General features: G+C 40.4%; 1 protein-coding gene. It reads right to left on the minus strand.

What is annotated here, in order from left to right; all coding sequences use genetic code 11:
- The coding region (locus tag ACTJLE_RS06485) for a transcriptional regulator (RefSeq protein ID WP_481267907.1) at positions 1–232 on the minus strand (232 nt) is incomplete at its 3' end.
- Positions 233–552 lie beyond the last annotated feature (320 nt).

A 552-nucleotide genomic window follows, 5' to 3' on the forward strand; every position in this document is an offset into this window, starting at 1 on the left:
AGGTTTCAGCATCCGCAAACAGTTCAAACTCCGTATCGTTGAGTTTTCCTCCGCTTACCTTCCAAAGCTCCTCGTGAGCTTTACTGGCGCAGGTTTTTGCTGTTTGCGCAATGTCGAGCATGCTGATAGCCGAACTAATTTTCCCTTCTTCAGCTTTTTTGACTGCGTTTAGCGCGTAGCGTCTGCATGTTTTAACTTCGTTTGTAAGGTTTTGTAAGATTTCTTTTTTCATAAGGTTTCTCCTTTGTTTCTGTGCTTTTTGCTGATACTATATATCACTCTAAAAGCGCGCAATAGCAAGCTTTTAAGCCAAGAAACACCGGGTATTTACACGTTTTTCCCCCACCAGTTTTCGCTAATTTTTTTACTCTTAAAAACCGTTAAACGTTTCTAAAATCATGCGGAAATAATCATCACCCAAAAATCATCTACCACAGTCAAACATGCTTTTACAAAAACCTCGTTCTCTTGCTCTAAAATCGCGAAAATTTCTTCAACCAAAGAACCTGTAGTACAGTCTTCACTCAACACGTACGCCTGGTCTTCACTCGA

Source organism: Gardnerella sp. CCPDSM, from assembly GCF_056754715.1.